General features: G+C 68.7%; 13 protein-coding genes. 6 read left to right on the top strand and 7 right to left on the bottom strand.

Features of this window, described 5'->3' with window-relative positions; genetic code table 11:
* Positions 1-164 precede the first annotated feature (164 nt).
* Entirely contained in the window at positions 165-1,751 is a 1,587-nt protein-coding gene (gene purH / locus VPH46_RS03725) for a bifunctional phosphoribosylaminoimidazolecarboxamide formyltransferase/IMP cyclohydrolase (RefSeq protein WP_416609000.1), read from the top strand.
* 110 nt (positions 1,752-1,861) lie between these two features.
* On the opposite strand, the gene VPH46_RS03720 is transcribed toward purH, so the two are convergent.
* From VPH46_RS03720 to VPH46_RS03695, 6 genes are all read right to left on the bottom strand, one after another.
* Positions 1,862-3,394 carry a lipopolysaccharide biosynthesis protein gene (locus VPH46_RS03720; RefSeq protein WP_416608998.1) on the bottom strand — a complete coding sequence of 511 codons (1,533 nt, stop codon included), beginning with the start codon at positions 3,392-3,394 and terminating at the stop codon, positions 1,862-1,864.
* A gap of 93 nt (positions 3,395-3,487) precedes the next feature.
* Positions 3,488-4,663 carry a hypothetical protein gene (locus VPH46_RS03715; protein ID WP_416608996.1) on the bottom strand — a complete coding sequence of 392 codons (1,176 nt, stop codon included), beginning with the start codon at positions 4,661-4,663 and terminating at the stop codon, positions 3,488-3,490.
* A 182-nt stretch (positions 4,664-4,845) separates the two neighbouring features.
* Complete coding sequence (gene polA, locus VPH46_RS03710) at positions 4,846-7,614, bottom strand: DNA polymerase I (RefSeq protein ID WP_416608994.1); 2,769 nt, start codon at positions 7,612-7,614, stop codon at positions 4,846-4,848.
* Positions 7,615-7,703: 89 nt separating this feature from the next.
* Positions 7,704-8,747, bottom strand: a complete 1,044-nt coding sequence (locus VPH46_RS03705) for a serine hydrolase (protein ID WP_416609279.1) — start codon at positions 8,745-8,747, stop codon at positions 7,704-7,706.
* A gap of 232 nt (positions 8,748-8,979) precedes the next feature.
* Positions 8,980-10,572 carry an L-aspartate oxidase gene (gene nadB, locus VPH46_RS03700; RefSeq protein ID WP_416608992.1) on the bottom strand — a complete coding sequence of 531 codons (1,593 nt, stop codon included), beginning with the start codon at positions 10,570-10,572 and terminating at the stop codon, positions 8,980-8,982.
* The gene (locus tag VPH46_RS03695) at positions 10,569-11,489 is read right to left on the bottom strand and encodes an ABC transporter ATP-binding protein (RefSeq protein WP_416608990.1); all 921 of its coding nucleotides are present in this window, start codon (positions 11,487-11,489) and stop codon (positions 10,569-10,571) included. Before VPH46_RS03695 ends, nadB begins: the two co-directional genes overlap by 4 nt.
* Before the next feature lie 113 nt (positions 11,490-11,602).
* Between VPH46_RS03695 and VPH46_RS03690 the strand changes: the two genes are divergently transcribed.
* From VPH46_RS03690 to VPH46_RS03670, 5 genes are all read left to right on the top strand, one after another.
* A complete protein-coding gene (locus VPH46_RS03690; protein ID WP_125960245.1) occupies positions 11,603-11,830 on the top strand; it encodes a zinc-finger domain-containing protein in 228 nt (75 codons plus the stop codon).
* Positions 11,831-11,849: 19 nt separating this feature from the next.
* Positions 11,850-13,274: a metalloprotease TldD gene (gene tldD, locus VPH46_RS03685; RefSeq protein WP_416608987.1), complete on the top strand. Its 1,425-nt coding sequence runs from the start codon at positions 11,850-11,852 to the stop codon at positions 13,272-13,274.
* Complete coding sequence (locus VPH46_RS03680; protein WP_416608985.1) at positions 13,274-13,477, top strand: DUF2007 domain-containing protein; 204 nt, start codon at positions 13,274-13,276, stop codon at positions 13,475-13,477. The genes tldD and VPH46_RS03680 overlap by 1 nt, the downstream gene beginning before the upstream one ends.
* Before the next feature lie 146 nt (positions 13,478-13,623).
* The gene (locus VPH46_RS03675; protein WP_125960242.1) at positions 13,624-13,962 is read left to right on the top strand and encodes a P-II family nitrogen regulator; all 339 of its coding nucleotides are present in this window, start codon (positions 13,624-13,626) and stop codon (positions 13,960-13,962) included.
* A 14-nt stretch (positions 13,963-13,976) separates the two neighbouring features.
* On the top strand, positions 13,977-15,332 hold the full coding sequence (locus VPH46_RS03670; protein ID WP_416608983.1) for an ammonium transporter: 1,356 nt from the start codon (positions 13,977-13,979) through the stop codon (positions 15,330-15,332).
* 292 nt (positions 15,333-15,624) lie between these two features.
* Here VPH46_RS03670 and rpoZ read toward each other — a convergent pair whose 3' ends face one another.
* Complete coding sequence (rpoZ, locus tag VPH46_RS03665; protein WP_239433941.1) at positions 15,625-15,969, bottom strand: DNA-directed RNA polymerase subunit omega; 345 nt, start codon at positions 15,967-15,969, stop codon at positions 15,625-15,627.
* Positions 15,970-15,998: the final 29 nt, after the last annotated feature.

Below are 15,998 nucleotides of genomic sequence, written 5' to 3'. Positions count from 1 at the left end.
GAGCTTGTCGAGACGGCGTATCGAGAAATCGGTTGTTGTGGCTCTCTCGATACGGGCTCTCGACAAGCTCGATCCCTACTCAAGACAGACGGGGAGGGTTCATCCGACCCGAACCTCACCTCTTCCCCTTGCCTCCCCCGCGAATCGGGGCAAAGGAGCCGGCCATGAACGTCACCGTCACGCGCGCGCTGCTCTCGGTCTCCGACAAGAGCGGCATCCTCGACCTCGCCCGGGCGCTCGACCGCCACGGCGTGGAACTGGTCTCCACCGGCGGCACTGCCAAGGCGATCCGCGAGGCGGGGCTTCCCGTCCGCGACATCTCCGACCTCACGGGCTTCCCGGAGATGATGGACGGCCGCGTGAAGACGCTGCACCCGGTGGTACACGGCGGCCTGCTCGCGGTGCGCGACAATCCCGAGCATGTCGCCTCCATGACCGAGCACGGCATCGGCCCGATCGACCTGGTGGTGGTGAACCTCTATCCCTTCGCCCAGACGGTGGCGAAGGGCGCCGACCGCGACGAGATCATCGAGAACATCGACATCGGCGGCCCCTCGATGGTGCGCTCCGCCGCGAAGAACCATTCCCACGTCGCGATCGTCACCGATCCCGCCGACTATGCGGCACTGGTCGAGGAACTCGATGCCAACGCCGGCGCCACCAGCCTCGACACCCGCCGCCGCTTCGCCGCCAAGGCCTATGCCGCCACCGCCGCCTATGACTCGGCGATCGCCGGCTGGTTCGCGAGCGTCGACCAGGGCGAGACGCTGCCCCAGACGCTGCCGCTCGCCTTCACCCGCGCCGACACGCTGCGCTACGGCGAGAACCCGCACCAGACCGCGGCGCTCTACCTGCCCAACACCGGCGCCACCCGCGGCATCGCCCAGGGCCAGCAGCTTCAGGGCAAGGAGCTGAGCTACAACAACTACAACGACGCCGACGCCGCGCTGGAGCTCGTCTCCGAATTCCGCGACGGCCCGCCGACCGTGGTCATCGTCAAGCACGCCAACCCCTGCGGCGTCGCCACCGGCGACACGCTGCTGGAGGCCTATCAGGCGGCCCTCGCCTGCGACAGCGTCTCGGCATTCGGCGGCATCATCGCGCTCAACCGCCCGCTCGGCGGCGAGACCGCCCGCGCGATCAGCGGCATCTTCACCGAAGTCGTGTGCGCACCCGACGCCGACGAGGAAGCGCGCGCTGTCTTCGCCGCCAAGAAGAACCTGCGCCTCATCGTCACGGGCGAGCTGCCAGACCCCGCACGCGCCGGCCTGGCGATCAAGTCGATCGCCGGTGGCCTCCTGGTCCAGTCGCGCGACAACGGCCTGCTGGCGCCGGAAGAGCTCAAGGTCGTCACCAAGCGCGCACCGACCGAGCAGGAGCTCGCCGACTGCCGCTTCGCCTGGACTGTCGCCAAGCACGTCAAGTCGAACGCGATCGTCTATGCCAAGGACGGCAGCACCGCAGGCGTCGGCGCCGGGCAGATGAACCGGCTGGAGTCGGCGCGCATCGCCGCGTGGAAGGCGAAGGATGCCGCAGACAAGGCCGGTTGGGCCGAGCCGCGCACGATCGGCTCGGCGGTCGCCTCCGACGCCTTCTTCCCCTTCGCCGATGGGCTGATGGCCGCCGTCGAGGCGGGCGCCACTGCGGTGATCCAGCCGGGCGGCTCGATCCGCGACGCAGAGGTGATCGCCGCCGCCGACGAGGCAGGCCTCGCGATGGTCTTCACCGGCATGCGCCACTTCCGCCACTGAGGCGGGACATCACCGACACGAAAAGGGGCGCTCGCGAGCGCCCCTTTTTTTATGCCCGTCACCCAAAAGCTTTCCGCGCCAACCGCCGGAGGACGGCAGGAGAGACGCGCCTAGCTCTTGTGCTTCTCGGTCGGAATGGTCGCCGTCACCGGCGCCTTGTGGAACAGCGCGCGATCGGCGGGGCCGAACGCCCAGCGCCACAGCACGAAGCCGTAGGTGAGCAGGATCGCCGGGATGCCGAACAGCATCTCCGCCCACTCAAGCCGCGGCGGCAGCAGCATGATGACCGAGCCCACCGCACATGCCGCCGCGATCGCCAGCACGAACGGCCGGCGAATCTCCGCCACCCGATAGCCCAGGATGCGCGCCAGCAGCCGCGACTTCAGCCACGATCCGCAGGCGAGCGACACCGCAAGCGCGACTGCCGGCCCTGCCGCCTGCCACGGCTGGGGAAAGCCCAGCCAGCGCATCAGCAGCACCAGCGCGAAGCTCAGCAACACCTGGAAGGTAAGGAGGCCGATCGAAAGCATCAGGTTGCGGTGACGCGCCACATAGACGAGCGCCGCTTCGGATACCGCGCCGGTCGCGGCGAGCACCTCCGCCACCAGCAGGAAGGACAGCGCCCCCGCACCGCTCACGAATTGCGGCCCGACGATCCCCATCACGCCTTCCGCCGGGATCGATCCGGCGAGCGCCAGCGCCGCCTGTGCGGCCATGATCCAGAAGCCCACCTGCAGCACCTGGCGCGCGACTGCGGCCTTGTCCCCCTCGGCCAGGCTCTTGGTGATGACCGGCCCCAGCACCGGATCGAAGCTCGTCTTGAGCTTCTGCGGCAGCGAGGAGACCTGCTGCGCCATGTAATAGATGCCGACGATCGCCGGGGGGAACAGCACGCCCAGGATGAAGCGGTCAACGTTGCGCGATCCCCATTCGAGCGCATCGGCGCCGGCCAGCGGCATGTTGCGCCGCGCGAGCGCCAGCATCGGCCGCAACTGGGGCGTCCAGCCCCGCGGCAGACCATAGCTGCGGATGAAGGGCACGAGCGAGGCCACCAGCGCCGCGGCCATCGACAGCACATAGGAGAGGATCAGCCCGTCACGCGTGGAGACATAGGACAGCGCCCATGCCGCGATCGAGATCGTCCACGGCTCCACCACCGCCCGCGCCGTCACCGCGGCCTTGACGTTCAGCCGATAGGCGAGCGCCGCCAGGCTCACGTCGGACCAGGCGATCGCGAACACGATCAGCGGCAGCAGCCGTTCGAAGCCCAGGATGTGGCTGTTGGGATACATGATCTGCGGGAAGACGAAGAGCACCGCGCTCGCCGCCACCGAGACGACGAACGCGACCACCATCGCATCCCACACGACATGCACGTGCGGCCGGTCGGTGGAGGACAGCGCCTGGGCCAGCCCGCGCTTCAGGCCCAACGTCGCCAGCAGCGCAGCCAATTCCACGACCAGCACGGCGAGCGCGAAGCGCCCCACCGTCTCCGGGCCATAGACGCGGCCGGCGATGAACAGGAACGGCAAGCGCGCGAGCAGGCGAAGGACGAAGCCGAACACATTGGTCCGGCCGCCCTTGGCGAGTGCCGCGATGTCATCGTCGGGGGAGGAAGTCGTAAGGCCGTCTGCGCGGTTCATCCGCGCCCCATAAGCAAGCCGGGCGGCACGCATAAGCCCTTGATGCAGAATGCGCGCGCCCTGCGGCTTTCGGGTGACGGTGGACGGGCGGCGTTACGAACTGGCCGCAGACGCCGGTGCGGGCCCGCGGGTTAGGTCGATCCGCCGCAACTTGGGCGGGCCGGCGGCATCCGGGATGTGTGATCCGGTCGCCTGCGCTGCATCGACGACGATCATGATCCGCTCGCGACGCCACAGACCCGCGGCATCGTTCGGCACCGCCAGCGGCAGGTAGCGGCGGTTCTCGATCGCGCGCCGGACAGCGTCCACCCAGGGGTCCCGTGCCTTCGGCCCCTGGCGCATTTCGACGTCGGCAACTTTCCCTTCGGGCGTGATCCGATAGCCGACGTCGATCCATTGACTTTGCGCGATCGAAGGCGTCACCGTGTCGGGTAAAAGCTTCCGCATGTCGATCGTCGGCTCCACCACCAGCATCGGCTCGACCGTGCGGATGCCGCGCATCTTCTTCAGCACCGCATCGACGTTGCTGTTCTTGTCGTTCAGCAGCCGCAGCCGCGCCTCCAGCAGGTACGTCGCGTCGCGGGTCGGCTGCAGCACCGGCTGTGTCGTTCCGCGAAGCGCGGCGTACCGGCGTCGGGCCTGTCCCTTGTATCCGGAGTTGTGCTGGGCGAGCGTGGCATAGACCATCAGCGACCGGAACATCGCCATGCCCTGGATCTCTGCCCAGCCGGCTTCCTCCGCCCGTTCCGCCACCGCATCGTACATCCGCACCGCAGTGGCGACCCGCCCCTCGCGCAGGAACACGTCGGCGACGCGCAGCCGCTGCGCCGCGATCCGCGGATCGTCGGCCGGGAGGCCCTTCTTAAGTGCAGAAACCGAATCGATGGTGCCGATGCGGGCCGGGTCAGGCAGCCCCAGCAGCGATGCGACATCCGCGTTGAAGGCGTGGAGCGTGCTGACCGGCACCGGCAGGGCCGCGGCATGGCGGCTGTTACGGCCGCGCGCCTTCAGCAGCACCGAGCGCGCATCCTGAAGCTCGCCGGCGATCACCAGATTTTCGGCATGGGCAAGGGAGGCCGCAATGTCTTCCTGCGGCGGGCAGGCACGGGCAAGGCAGTGTTCGAGTGCGTCGCCGGTCGCCTTCAGGCTGGGTGCGGTGACCGTCACCAGCTCGGCGGACTGCTCCTCAAGCGTCTGGCTGAGCACATCTTTCTGGGGAGCGGGCGTCGTCCCCGCCTGGGCCAGCAGCAACAGCGACAAGAAGATCACCGACACCTCCCCTGCTCAATACCTGACCTCCGGTGGGTCTGCGCCCCTGGAAGTCCGGTGATGATACGGATCGGCGCGCACCCGGCAAGGGTCGGTGCGTTGCGCGGCGTACAGAAGGCGGGGCGGACCCATCCGCCAGGCAGAGCCCGGGCGGCGGTGTCGGGTCCGATCCCCGCCAGCGCTTAGTGCGCCGCGCCCCAGCTTGGGCCGACGCCGATCTCGACCGCGAGCGGCACGGTGAGCGTGACCGCCGGCTCGGCGGCCGTGGCCATCACCCGCTCGATCACGGCACGCGCCGCCTCCGCATCGGCCTCGGGCAGTTCGAACACCAGTTCGTCGTGCACCTGCATCAGCATGCGGACGTTCGGCAGCCCGGCGTCGACGAGCGCCGGCTCCATCCGTGCCATCGCCCGCTTGATGATGTCGGCGCTCGTCCCCTGGATCGGCGCGTTGATCGCCGCCCGCTCCGAGCCTGCGCGCTCGGCCTGGTTTTTGGACTTGATGCGCGGGAAGTGCGTCTTGCGCCCGAACAGCGTGGTGGTGAACCCCCGCTCCTTCACGCCCTCCAGCGTCTCGGCGATGTAGCGGTTGATGCCGGGGAAGCGCTCGAAATAGCGGTCGATCATCGCCTGCGCCTCGTCTGCCGAGACGTCGAGCCGTCCGGCCAGGCCCCAGCGCGAGATGCCGTAGAGGATCGCGAAGTTGATCGTCTTGGCGCGCGCGCGGGTGTCGCGGTTGACCTCGCCGAACAGCTCGGTCGCGGTCAGCGAGTGGATGTCGTCGCCGCGTTCGAACGCCTCGCGCAGCTGCGGAACGTCGGCGATGTGCGCCGCCAGTCGCAGCTCGATCTGCGAATAGTCGGCCGCCAGGATGACATTGCCCGGCTCCGCCACGAACGCGTCGCGGATCTGGCGCCCGGTCTCGGTGCGGATCGGGATGTTCTGCAGGTTGGGATCGGTCGACGACAGCCGCCCGGTCTGCGCGCCCGTCAGCGAATAGCTGGTATGCACGCGTCCGGTCGCCGGGTTGATCTGCGCCTGCAACGCATCGGTATAGGTGTTCTTGAGCTTGGTGAGCTGGCGCCACTCGAGCACCTTGCCCGCGATCTCGGCGCCCTGCGGCTGGTCCTTGTCGGCCGCGAGCCGCTCCATCTCGTTGACGTCGGTCGAATAGACACCCGACTTGCCCTTGCGCCCGCCCTTCAGGCCGAGGCGGTCGAACAGCACGTCGCCCAACTGCTTGGGGCTGCCGATGGTGAAGGGTCCGCCGGCCAGCGCGTGGATCTCGGTCTCCAGCCCCGCGATCTGGCCGGAGAACTCCTCCGACAGCTTGGCCAGCGCCCCCGCGTCGACCTTGACCCCGCGACACTCCATGTCGGCGAGCACCTGCACCAGCGGCCGGTCGACCATCTCGTACACGCGCGTCGCGGACTCATACGGCAACCGCGGCTTGAACCGCCGCCACAGCCGCAGCGTCACGTCCGCATCCTCGGCGGCGTAGCGGGTCGCCGACTTGAGATCGATCTCGTGGAAGCCGCGCTGGTTCTTTCCCGTGCCCACCACCTCCTTATAGGCGATGCAGCTGTGCGACAGGTGGGTGGCGGCGAGCTCGTCCATGCCGTGGCCGTGGCGGCCGGCGTCCAGGTCGAAGCTCATGACGATCGTGTCATCATAAGGCGCGACGCGGATGCCGCCCTCGCCGCAGCGGGCGAGCACGATCATGTCGTACTTGAGGTTGTGGCCGATCTTGAGGACCGTCGGGTCCTCCAGCAGCGGCTTGAGCTTGGCGAGCGCCACCGCGCGGTCGAGCTGTTGCGGCACTTCGGCGAGCAGGTCCTGCCCGCCATGGCCGAGCGGAATGTAGCAGGCGAGGTTGGGGTGCAGCGCCAGGCTGATGCCCACCAGCTCCGCGCGGGTCGCGTCCAGCCCCGTCGTCTCGGTGTCGATCGCTACCCAGCCCTGGTGGCGCGCCACCTGGATCCAGCGGTCGAGCGCGTCCTCGTCCACCACCGTCTCGTACGCGTCGTGATCGCACGGCGCGTCCGCATCGTCGTCCACTGGCGCGACCGGCGCTTCCGCGGGCGGATCGGCCACGGCTGACAGGCGGTTGAGCAGCGTGCGGAAGCCGTGATGCTCCAGGAATGCACGCAGCGGCGCGTCCGGGATGCCCTGCAGCTCCAGCCCGTCGAGCGGTTCGGGCAGCGGCACGTCGCAGGCGAGCGTCACCAGCTTGCGCGACAGGCGCGCCGCCTCGGCATGCTCGACCAGATTGTCGCGCATCTTCGACTTCTTCATCGAGTCGGTCGCGGCGAGCACCGATTCAACGTCGCCATATTCGGTGATGAGCTCGGCCGCGCGCTTGGGGCCGATGCCCGGCACGCCCGGCACGTTGTCGACACTGTCACCCATCAGGGCCAGCACCTCGCCCAGCTGCGAAGGAGGCACGCCGAACTTCTCCACCACATGGCTGGCGTCCAGCCGGCGGTTGTTCATGGTGTCGAGCATGTCGAGACCCGGCTCGATCAGCTGCATCAGGTCCTTGTCGGAACTGACGATCGTCACCTGCCACCCTTGCGCCAGCGCCGCCTTGGCATAGCTGGCGATCAGGTCGTCAGCTTCCCAGCCCTCTTCCTCGATGCACGGCAGCGAAAAGGCGCGGGTCGCGTCGCGGATCATCGGGAACTGCGGCTTCAGGTCCTCCGGCGGCGGCGGCCGGTGGGCCTTGTACTGGTCGTACATTTCGTTGCGGAAGGTGCTCGACGACTTGTCGAGGATCACCGCCATGTGGGTCGGCCCCTCCGCCTTGTGGAGCTCGTCCGCCAGCTTCCACAGCATGGTGGTATAGCCATAGACGGCCCCCACCGGCTCGCCATGCTTGTTGGTGAGCGGCGGCAGCCGGTGATAGGCGCGGAAGATGTAGCCGGAGCCGTCGACGAGGTAGAGATGGGGCATGGCCGCCGAGATAGCAGCGCGGCCGGCCGGTTACGAGGGGGGCATGGCGGCCGGCGGGGCGCACCCCGGGCACGGCACGTCGCGCCGGATCAGCTGCGGTTGGCGACCAGCGCGTGGACGACCTGCTGGATCAGCTGCTGGCGGTCGCGCATCGGCGCCCGCGTGTCGCCGATCAATACTGCCACCGCATAGCTGCGGCCGTCGGGTGCCGTCAGGATGCCGACATCGTTGAAGCCGGCGTTGCGCGACATCAGGTCCTGGCCGGTGCCGGTCTTGTGCGCCAGCGTCCAGCCGGGGGGCAGTGCCGCGTGCAGGCGCGCGCGCCCGGTCCGCGACGCCGCCATGGTGTCGAGCAGATAGCGGGTGGAGTTGGCCGAGAGCAGCTTGCCCTGCTTGAGCCGCATCAGCGCCTCGGCGATCGCGGTCGCGCCGGCACCGTCGGGCGGATTGGCTACATAGGCGTTGAAGGCGGCGATCCGGACGCTCTGCGGCAGCGCGCTGCGCGCCTGGTTGAAGCCGCCGCCAAGCGAGTATTCCTGCCGCCAGGTGAGCCCGGCGGTCTTGCTCTGCAGCAGCCGCTCGCCCGGGCCGAAGCGGATGTTCTGGATCCCGCGCCGCGCCAGGAACGCGCGCACCGCGTTCGGCCCGCCGACATAGGTCAGCAGCCGGTCGTTGGCGGTGTTGTCGCTCATGGTGAGCGCGCGGCGCATCAGCTCGCGGACGGTGGTATGATAGCCGTCGCCCTTCACCAGCGATGCGATCGGCTGGTGGAACAGGGTCAGGTCCTCGCGCCGCACGACCACCGGGTCGTCGAGCGTCAGCTTGCCCTGGTCGAGCAGGTCGAGCGCGGTCATCGCGACCCACAGTTTGCTCACGCTCTGCTGCGGCATCGGGCGGTTGCCGTTGTAGGCGACGGTCCAGCCGGAATCGATGCTGGTGACGGCGGCGGCGGCGGTCCCGTTGAAATTGGCGAGCAGCGTCGTGATCGCGCGCGTCAGGTCGGCCGGTGCCTGCGGAAGCGGCGGGGGCGGCGGCGGCACGGGCACTGCGACCCGGTAGCTGGAGGTGGCAGAGCCCGGTGGGGGCAGCAGCGATACCGGCTGCTGCCGGGCTTCATGAACGGCGCAGCCCATCAGCACGAACGGCGCCGATCCCAGCAGGATCAGGGCCCGTTGCGTAGCGGTGAACTGCTGTCCGGACGTCACGTTTCTCTGGGCCCCTCGCACCCTTCTACCATGCTGTCACAACCCACGGGGTCGCAAGCGCTGCCGCGGAGGCCTTGCGGCGAACGACCCCTCAGCAGCGATGAATGGTGAAGATTTGCGAAAGGGCGCCGGATTCCAAGAGCTTCGGTAGCGCCGGGGTTCAGGGCACCAGCACCGTGTCGACCGCCTCCGGCAGCGTCTCGGGATAGTCGAGCGTATAGTGCAGCCCACGGCTCTCCTTGCGATGGAGCGCACAGCGCACGATCAGCTCGGCCGACTGAAGCAGGTTGCGAAGCTCGATCAGGTCCGGTGTCACCCGGAAATGGCCGTAATAGTCGTTCACTTCCTCGGTCAGCATCGCGATGCGGTGCTGCGCGCGCTCCAGCCGCTTGGTGGTGCGTACGATGCCGACGTAGTTCCACATGAACCGGCGGATCTCGGTCCAGTTCTGCTTGATGACGACTTCCTCGTCCGAATCCGCAACCCGGCTTTCGTCCCAGGGGCGGATCGGCGGCGGCGGCGCGAGTTCGTCCCAGTGGGTCGCGATATGCTGGGCTGCCGCCTCGCCGAACACGAAGCATTCGAGCAGCGAGTTGGACGCCAGCCGGTTGGCGCCGTGCAGCCCGCTCTCGGTGCATTCGCCCGCCGCATAGAGGCCCGGCAGGTCGGTGCGCCCGTCCAGGTCCACGACGATCCCGCCGCAGGTATAATGCTGCGCCGGCACCACCGGGATCGGCTGGCGCGTCATGTCGATGCCCAGCCCCAGCAGCTTGTCGTGGATGTTGGGGAAATGCCCGCGCACGAAGTCCGCCGGCATATGGCTGATGTCGAGATGGACGTAGTCGAGGCCGAAGCGCTTGATCTCCGCATCGATCGCCCGCGCCACCACGTCGCGCGGGGCGAGTTCCGCGCGCGGATCGATGTCGGGCATGAAGCGGTGGCCGGTGCGCGGGTTGAGCAGCCGCCCGCCCTCGCCGCGCACGGCTTCCGTAATCAGGAAGTTCTTGACCTCCAGATTGTAGAGGCAGGTCGGGTGGAACTGCATCATCTCCATGTTGGAGACGCGGCATCCCGCACGCCACGCCATGGCGATGCCGTCGCCGGTCGCCCCGCCCGGCGCGGTGGAGAAGAGATAGGTCCGCCCCGCGCCCCCGGTCGCCAGGATCGTCGCACGGGCGGTGAACAGCGCAACGCGTCCCGTCGTGCGATCGAGCGCATAGGCGCCCCACACCCGGCCCGCGCCCGAATAGCGCAGCTCGTGGCGGCTGGTGGCGAGGTCGACGGCGACCATGTCGGGCACCAGCGTGATGTTGGGATGCGCCTGGGCGGCGGCGATCAGCGCCTCCTGCACCGCGCGACCGGTCGCATCGTCGACATGGACGATGCGGCGGTGCGAATGCCCGCCCTCGCGCGTCAGGTGCCAGCGATCGTCCCCGTCGCCGTCGTTGAACGGCACGCCGAGTTCGGCCAGCCGCTCGATCGCCGCCGGTGCGTTCTCGACAACAAACTCCACCGTGGCGCGGTCGTTGAGCCCCGCGCCCGCCACCATCGTGTCCTCGATGTGGTTCTCGAACGTGTCGCCCGGCTCCAGCACCGCCGCGATCCCGCCCTGTGCCCAGGCGGTCGAGCCTTCGTCCAGCCGCCCCTTGGCGAGCACCGTCACCTGGAACCGCTCCGCCAGGTTGAGCGCGGCGGTCAGCCCGGCCGCGCCCGACCCGACGATCAGGACGTCGCTTTGGCGGGGATCGCTCACCCGTGGGCGCGCGTCAGGTTGAGGAACACGTCCTCCAGGTCGGCTTCCTTGGTGGAGACGTCGACGATGCCATAGCCGTCGCGCGTCACCGCGGCGAGCACCTCGCCGGCATTAGCCACGTCCTTGCGGTAGGTGATCGCCAGCACGCGGTCGCTCTTGCGCTCGATCTTGCTGAAGCAGCTCGCCTCCGGCAGCGCGGCGAGATCACGGTCGACCGTCACCTCGACCAGCTTCTCCTGCGCCATCCCCACCAGCGCACGGGTCGGCTCGTTGGCGATGAGGCGGCCGTGATTGATGATCGCGATGCGATCGCACAGCTCCTCGGCCTCCTCCAGGTAATGGGTGGTCAGCACCACCGTCACCCCGGCGTCGTTCAACTGGCGGACATAGGCCCACAGCTGCTGGCGAAGCTCGATGTCGACGCCCGCGGTCGGCTCGTCGAGCACCAGCACGGGCGGCGAGTGCACCATCGCCTTGGCGACCATCAGCCGCCGCTTCATGCCGCCCGAGAGGCTGCGGGCATAGGCGTCGGCCTTGTCCTCCAGGTGCACCGCGCGCAGCAGCTCCATCGTCCGCCGCTGCGCCTTCGGAACGCCGTACAGGCCCGCCTGGTTTTCCAGCGTCTCGGAGGGCGTGAAAAAGGGATCGAAGGTGATCTCCTGGTTCACGATCCCGATCGACGCCTTGGCGTTGCGCGGGTGGCGATCGATGTCGAAGCCCCAGATCTCCGCCGTGCCGCTGGTCTTGCGCACGAGCCCGGCCAGCGTGTTGATCAGCGTCGACTTGCCCGCGCCATTCGGCCCCAGCAGTCCGAAGATCTCCCCGCGCGGCACGTCGAAGGTGACGCCGTCGAGCGCGCGCTTGCCGCCCGCATAGGTTTTGCAAAGGTCTCGGATGCTGATCGCGGCCTGGGTCATAGCGCAAGCGGATAGGCCTCGCGGCACGAATCGCCAATCCCCGGCGTTGCGAAACGGCGATCGGGCACGCTCCAGCATTGTCGAGCGCCGGGCGCCTTGCTATCGCCTCTCCCATGATTCCGCCGTCCGAAGTCCTCCGCGTCACCACCCCCCGCGTCGCCTGCGACGGTGCCGGGGAGATCGCCCCTGCGCTCGGCCACCCGCGCGTGTGGCTGCAGATCGACGAGCATGGCTATGTCGACTGCGGCTATTGCGACCGCCGCTTCGTGCTGATCGGCGGCCCCGCGGACGGCGTCGACCAGTCGACGCTCCCCGACATCGCGTCTGGCGCCAGCCTCTAGGTCTCCTATATCGGAGGGCATGACCCCCTCCGATCCCCGCGCCTTCCTCTATCGCGACGGCTTCGACCCCGCCGCTGCCTCCCGCCTCGCCGCGCGCACGCTCGCGCAGGCCGACGATGGGGAGCTCTACCTGCAATATCGCCGGGCGGAGGCGTTCGGCTTCGACGATGGCCGGCTGAAGACCGCGAGCTACGACACCGCCTCGGGCTTCGGCCTGCGGGGCGTGTCGGGCGAGACCACCGCCTTTGCCCACGCCAATGAGATCAGCGAAGCCGCGATCCTGCGCGCGGGCGAGACCATGGCGCTGATCGATCTTGCCAAGGGTGCCAAGGCGCCGCCACCGCGCGGCAACAACCGCCATCTCTATACCGCCGCCGACCCGCTCGACCTGGTCCCCTTCGCCGACAAGGTGAACCTGTGCCAGACGATCGACGCCGCCGCCCGCGCGCGGGATCCGCGAGTCGTGCAGGCGAGCGTCAGCCTCAGCGGTTCGTGGAGCGTGGTCGAGATCGTGCGGCCTGACGGCTTCGTCGCCACCGACGTACGCCCGCTGGTCCGCCTCAACGTCTCGCTGGTGGTCGAGCAGAACGGCCGCCGCGAAACCGGCAGCTTCGGAATCGGCGGCCGCTATCTTTACGACGACCTGTTCCAGCCCGAAACCTGGAACCGCGCGATCGACACCGCGCTTGCCCAGGCGCTGGTCAACCTCGACGCGGTCGACGCGCCCGCCGGCGAAATGACCGTGCTGCTCGGGCCGGGCTGGCCCGGCGTGCTGCTGCACGAGGCGATCGGCCACGGCCTGGAAGGCGACTTCAACCGCAAGGGCACCAGCGCCTTTTCGGGCCGCATCGGGGAGCGCGTGGCCGCCCCAGGCGTGACGGTGGTGGACGACGGTTCAATCGCCGATCGTCGCGGATCGCTGTCGATCGATGACGAGGGCACGCCCACCCAGGAGAACATCCTGATCGAGGACGGCATCCTCAAGGGCTATATCCACGATCGCCTCAATGCCCGGCTGATGGGCGTCGCCCCGACCGGCAACGGCCGGCGCGAGAGCTTCGCCCACGCCCCCATGCCCCGCATGACCAACACGTTCATGCGCGGCGGCAACGACGATCCCGCCGAACTGCTGTCGCGCGTGAAGAAGGGCATCTTCGCCAAGTCGTTCGGCGGCGGCCAGGTCGACATCGTCTCGGGCAAGTTCGTCTTCTCCTGCACCGAGGCGTATCGCATCGAGAACGGCAAGCTAGGCGCCCCGATCAAGGGCGCGACGCTGATCGGCGACGGCCCGACCGTGCTCACCAAGGTGACCGGCATCGGCAACGACTTCGCGCTCGACGAGGGCGTCGGCATGTGCGGCAAGGGCGGGCAGAGCGTCCCCGCCGGCGTCGGCCAGCCGACCCTGCTGGTCGAGGGGCTGACGGTCGGCGGCACCGCCGCCTGATGGCGCTCGTCGAACTCGGCCGCTTCGCCAGGATCGAGGCACAGATCCTGGTCGGGCGGCTGGAGAGCGAAGGCATCCCCGCCGTCGCCTTCGATGGAGAGGCGAGCATTGCCGACGGCAGCTGGCTGCTGATCCCCACCCGCGTGATGGTCGACGACGAGGATCTCGCCGCTGCCCGCGCGATCGTCGAACGCGCTGCCTGATTTTCGGGCAGCTGCCTAAAGCTGCATCGGTCCTGTCGCTGGCGTAACGAGCAGCGGCACCTCCCGCGCCTCAGCGGGGCGCCTTGCCTCCGTCTGGCACGGCCTTTGCGTAGGAACCCCTCGGGACCATAGCGAGGGGGCGCGATATGAAACTCGTCATCGCCATCATCAAGCCGTTCAAGCTCGATGACGTGCGGGAGGCGCTGACCGAAGTCGGAGTGGCGGGCATGACCGTCACCGAGGTCAAGGGCTTCGGCCGCCAGAAGGGCCAGACCGAAATCTACCGGGGCGCCGAGTACAGCACCAACATGGTGCCCAAGATCAAGATCGAGATCGTGTGCGCGTCCGATGTCGCGCCGCGGGTGGTGGAGGCGGTGCAGGCCTCGGCCAACACCGGCGCCATCGGCGACGGCAAGATCTTCGTACTCGACGTCGGTCAGGCCGTGCGCATCCGCACCGGCGAGACCGACGAGACCGCGCTGTGATGAAGGGGGACATCATGAAGCTTCCGACTGGCCTGGCGATCGCCGCGGGCACGACACTCTTCGCCGCCCTGCCCGCCTGGGCGCAGGACGCGGCCCTGCAGGCACCGGCAGCCGCCGCGCCCGCCGCCACCGTCGACAAGGGCGACACCGCCTGGATGATGATTTCGACGGTGCTGGTGCTGGCGATGATCCTGCCCGGCCTGGCGCTGTTCTACGGCGGCCTCGCCCGCACCAAGAACATGCTGTCGGTGATGACGCAGATCGGCGCCGTCGCCTGCTTCGCCATGCTGATCTGGGTCATGTACGGCTACAGCCTGGCCTTCGGGCCCGAGGGCGCGCTGCCGGCCCGGTTCATCGCCGGCTTCGGCAAGGCCTTCCTGGCGGGCGTGACGCCGGCCTCGCAGGCGGCGACGTTCACCGCCGGGGTCGAGATCCCCGAATATGTCTTCATCTGCTTCCAGATGACCTTTGCCGCGATCACCATCGCGCTGGTGCTGGGTTCGGTGGTCGAGCGGATCAAATTTTCCGCCGTCATGCTGTTCGCGCTGGTGTGGCTCACCATCGTCTATCTGCCGATCGCGCACATGGTCTGGGCGACCGGCGGCTGGTTCTTCGACATGGGCGCGCTGGACTTCGCCGGCGGCACCGTGGTGCACATCAACGCCGGTGTCTCGGCGCTGGTGCTGGCGATCCTGATCGGCAAGCGCATCGGCTATCCGACCGAGCGCATGGCCCCGCACAGCCTGACGCTGACCATGATCGGCACCGGCCTGCTGTGGGTAGGCTGGTTCGGCTTCAACGCCGGCTCGGCGCTGGAGGCAAACGGCTCGGCGGCCCTCGCGATGATCAACACCTTCGTCGCCACCGCCTCGGCCGGCCTGTTCTGGATGCTGGCGGAGCGCTTCTCGGGCCACAAGGGATCGGCGCTGGGCTTCTGCTCGGGCATCATCGCCGGCCTGGTCGCGGTGACGCCTGCCGCCGGCAACTCGGGTCCGTTCGGCGCCATCGTGCTGGGCGCGGTCGCCTCGATCGTCTGCTACTTCGCGGTAACCTTCCTCAAGCCCAAGCTCGGCTACGACGACTCGCTGGACGCCTTCGGCATCCACGGGGTGGGCGGCATGGTCGGCGCGATCGGCACCGCCATCGTCTACGCCCCGTCGCTCGGCGGCCCCGGCGCTGCCGACTATGACATGGGCGCCAAGCTCGGCGTGCAGCTGCTCGCGGTGGTCGTCACCATCGCCTGGGCCGCGATCGGCACCACCATCGCCTTCTTCATCGCCAAGGCAGTGACCGGCGGCCGCGTCAGCCCCGAAGTCGAGATCGAGGGCCTCGACCTCGGCGAGCATGGCGAGCGCGCCTACAACTACTGAGATCGGCGGCGGGCACGGGCCCGCCGCCCCCGACGTTCCTCCTGCGGACGACCTCGGGCCGGTACGGAAACGTACCGGCCTTTTTTTGCACGTGCGGTGGGCACAGGGAGAACGCGTGCTCCTGCGCAGGCAGGAGCCCAGGGTGACGGGCGCTGCCCCTCCTGGCTCTAGGCTCCTGCCTGCGCAGGAGCACATGCCGCAGGAACTGCGGGAGGATACACCCCTCTTCCGCGCAAAAAGAAAGGGCGGCCCCAGCGGAGCCGCCCTTCTTCAGGCCTTCGACGTGGAGGGATCAGCCCTCGTAGTCGCCACCGACGTTCTGATTGCGCGGCGGCGCGGCCGCGGTGAGGCGCAGCGCCTCGGCCGATGCCGACAGCGAACCGATCTCGTCGGGTGCTTCCTCGTCGTCGATCTGCACCTTCTGCATGCTGGTGATGACCGCTTCCTTGAGGTGGTCGGGCCGAACCGTCTCCTCGGCGATCTCGCGCAGCGCGACCACCGGGTTCTTGTCGCGGTCGCGATCGAGCGTCAGCTCGGCGCCGCCGGAAATCTGGCGCGCACGCTGGGCTGCCATCAGCACCAGGTCGAACCGGTTGGGGATCTTGTCGACGCAATCCTCGACGGTGACGCGCGCCATGGTCGCTTCCTCAAATAATGCACGGAGCA

Source organism: Sphingomonas sp. MJ1 (PH-R8), from assembly GCF_048058635.1.
In the GTDB taxonomy this organism is placed as follows: Bacteria; Pseudomonadota; Alphaproteobacteria; order Sphingomonadales; family Sphingomonadaceae; genus Sphingomonas.
This window is presented reverse-complemented; position numbering and strand designations above follow the sequence as displayed.